General features: G+C 55.3%; 1 protein-coding gene. It reads right to left on the bottom strand.

What is annotated here, in order from left to right:
* Positions 1 to 194: 194 nt before the first annotated feature.
* Entirely contained in the window at positions 195 to 3,251 is a 3,057-nt protein-coding gene (locus tag HUU59_13495; GenBank protein ID NUO20455.1) for a T9SS type A sorting domain-containing protein, read from the bottom strand.
* Positions 3,252 to 3,441 lie beyond the last annotated feature (190 nt).

The raw sequence follows: 3,441 nt of genomic DNA, 5'->3' as shown, positions 1-3,441 counted from the left end.
CTTCAATGCGGACACGCAAATATAAAACTGCGGCCAACGTTCACACGCCGACCGCAGCTCAATTTGCAACGGGAACTGCCTGACCAGCACCAAGCCCGCCAATCATTTCAATACGTCAAGTTCACGAACTAAACTCGGAGACTCTCCCGCGTCAATACACCGACACCTGACATACATAACATTGCACCAACGGCCTAACGTAACAATACCATCTTTCGGGTCATCGAATGCGGACCTGCGTCCAAACGATAGAAGTAAAGACCTGAAGGCAGCCGCGCCGCATCGAAGTTCGCGCGATGCACACCCGCCGCCAGCGGTTGATCAAGCAGAGTCGCCACTTCACGGCCGGTCACATCATACACCTTCAGCGTCGCCTCGCCGGCGACGGGCAGAGCAAACTCAATCACCGTTTCCGGATTAAATGGATTCGGATAATTCTGTGAAAGTGAAAACTCTGTCACAACCACGGGCGACTCATCTGCATCGCTGTATATCGGATCAAACAATCGCTGTGCAAACACGGAATACTCCCAGCTCAAGGACGTGCGGTCATCCATCCACGCGACCACCAGCCCTCCGGACAGATCATCCACGGCACTAAAACGGTATTGATTGTACGGATAATTGCAAATGGGACTTCCGTCCGTCTGCCAGAAGGAATCGTCCCGGATTCTTCCTCGCGCATCGAGATGCGTTCCGAACAGGTCGCCCTCCCACAATTCCATCGTTGAATTGCGGTAGTCGCGCCAGAGAATATAGACTTCGTTGTCGCTGATTGAGTACACCATTGGATTGCTCTGATCGCGAGGGGCTTCGCACACGGGAATCCCCTCTTCTCCCCACAAAATAGTTCCCGCTGCGCTGACTCTCTGCGCAAAGAGATCATTTCCGCCTTCAAGATATACAGACCATGCGACGGTGACATTGCCGAGCTGGTCAGCCGAGCAGCTGTACTCGCTGAACTGATTTTCGCTCTGCGCAACCTGCAAACCGGGAGTAATCCACAGCCTCTGACCGTCGGGCGAAATACGCTGAGCATAGAGCCGGTGTTCCTGTTCCGTGGAAATGTAATCATCCCAGACAACGACCATGCCGTTATTGCGGTCTGAACAGGCGACGATATAGCCGGAATAATCAATATCACCGCCTCCGACCACGACATCCCAAAGTTGTTCACCGTCGGCAGAGATTCGCGCCACGTGCTCTTCCAGATTGGGATAGCGAATCACGGCATAGGAGAGCACGACCGATCCGTCTGCACCGGGACCAAGTTTATGCACGCGAGTATCGTGGTCTTCAACGAAATGAATGACAGGTTCCGGCCATACGAGAGCGCATTCAGAGTTTATCCGGAACGTGTATGCCTTTATGAAGAACATCACGTCATAGATTGCCGCAGTGACGAAGCAGCCTCCCGATCCGTCCCGGTAGAGCTGTGTTTGCTGGCCTTCCAATTCAACGGTATTGGGAAATTCGTAGGTCACGCCTTCTGCGGGGCCGACATGATTTCCCTCGCGGTCAATGTGCACAGCGCGGGCGGCATAGTATCCGTTTTCAAAGCTTTCAAACAGGGCAAAGAATCCGCCGTTACCGTCATGCGCCAATGCGAAATCGTGGCCGTCCACGTAAGGTTCTTCGTCACTGATGACGAGTCTGCGGCCGGGCGGAGCGAATCTTGGAGCGCCGAAAGCGTCAAACATTTGAAACCACTGTTCGTTGTAAAACCATTTGCTTTCCTCCCACACCACGGCGGTTGCGCCGTCATCCAGCTCAACGATTTTGTGGTCCTGCAGATAGACATTTTCACCGGAAACAAGCCGCTGCGGCTGTTCCTGCACGGGAACACCGGCGAGGGAGAGGTCGCGGGTCTGCACGGCAATCGCGCTCTCATCTCCTTCAATCCAGACTGCACGAACAAGCTCGCCAAATTGCCCGGGTTTTGAGACCCGCAGGAACCGGTCAGGAGTTCCGCTCACGGACACACCGCAATTATCGCCCCACACTCTCTCGCCATTGGAGTTTATTCGCAGGAGCAGGTTTTCGAACACATACGGATAGGTGTAATCCGCTTTGACATAGGAGCAAATCATTCCTCCCGCAGCGTCGCTGTTCGCGGCAATGTCTTCAAAGGAAATGGTTTCGCTTTGCGGTTCGCAGAGCAGAATACCCGCATCGCCCCACGCGAGCGTGCCGTCCAGGCGGATCTTCTGTGCAGCATGGATGGAGCCTGAGCTTGTGTACAGCTTGAGGGCGATAAGCAGGCCGTCCACATTTGCGCCATTCAGAGAGGGCATGGTCGCGTAGGTTCGCATTTCATCCGTCAATGTGGCAGCCAGCACACCGGCATCCTGCCACAGCCGTGAGCCGGTGGAGGAGAGATGCTGAGCATAACAGAAGCGGGAATCCCCGGAGCTGCCCCATGTGACGAACATGCCGTCTTGCCGGTCCGTACAGACCCTAATATCGCGATAGTAGTAGTTTGAGCGGTGGACTTCGACACCGGCCGTATCGTTCCAGGCAAACGTACCGTTCGACAGCAGTTTATTGGCGAACAGAATCGTGTCACCGGTGATGATTGAATACCACGCGAAGAGGACTCCGCCCGCAGGGTCGGTGGCGGTATTGAAGGGTTCCCAATAGTTGCGGAGCCGAAGCAGGACGGGTTCAGGCCATTCGAGCACACCGTTCGCGGAGAGTTTCAGAGCCCAATGGTCGTCAAGAAAGTAATTGATAATGACACCGCCGCCATCGCGGTGGAGAGCATAGGGCTTTTGCAGCCAGCCGTAGGATTCGGGGACGACTTCCACGCCTGCCAAACCGTTATTCCAAAGATGAACGGCGTCGTCATTGATTTTGACAGCCCGGAGGGTGCCGATGCCATACCAGCCAGTGGCGGGTTCATCCGAAGCAATGAGCCGTGAATCGAGCCAGAGGACAACCCATCCTCCGTCGACAGCGGCGGCGATGGGAAAACCGGCTTTGAATTGCCCGGAGGCCAGGAGAATTCCGCCGGCAGGCCAGAGGGGGGTGCCGTCGGGAGCGAGCAATTGTCCCAGAACGACGGGGTCGCTGCCCTGGGATTGCGCCCACACGACCAGCGTAGTGCCGTCGTCGCGGGCGGCGGTTGAAAAGTCTGCAATAAAACGAACCGCGCGAACGGGAACTCCATTGACGTCCCATTGGCGCGGTTCAGCGAACAGACTGGAGCCAAGCAGCAGTCCCAGCAGCAAAACAGTGCGTCCGTACAGCATAGCCACCTCCTAAGGAGAGTGAATTCGAGAAGCAAAGCTAAGGTGATTCGGACAAATAACAACAGAAAACCCGCTTTGTCAAGCGGGTTTGGTCATTTAAGAGAGATGCTTCGGTTTCCACTGTTAGGAATTGAACGGGAAAGAAGCCGACTACTGCAATAAGTCGAGGAGGAGGAGCTGGGCAAGGGGG

The organism is bacterium, from assembly GCA_013360195.1.
Lineage (GTDB): Bacteria > Electryoneota > RPQS01 > RPQS01 > RPQS01 > JABWCQ01.
The sequence above is the reverse complement of the archived record's forward strand: the minus strand, read 5'-3'. Positions and strand labels throughout refer to the sequence as shown.

What these genes read in the sequence shown, in the direction of transcription:
- HUU59_13495 (NUO20455.1), bottom strand. Translation starts at nt 3,251, where the DNA reads ATGCTGTACGGACGCACTGTTTTGCTGCTGGGACTGCTGCTTGGCTCC.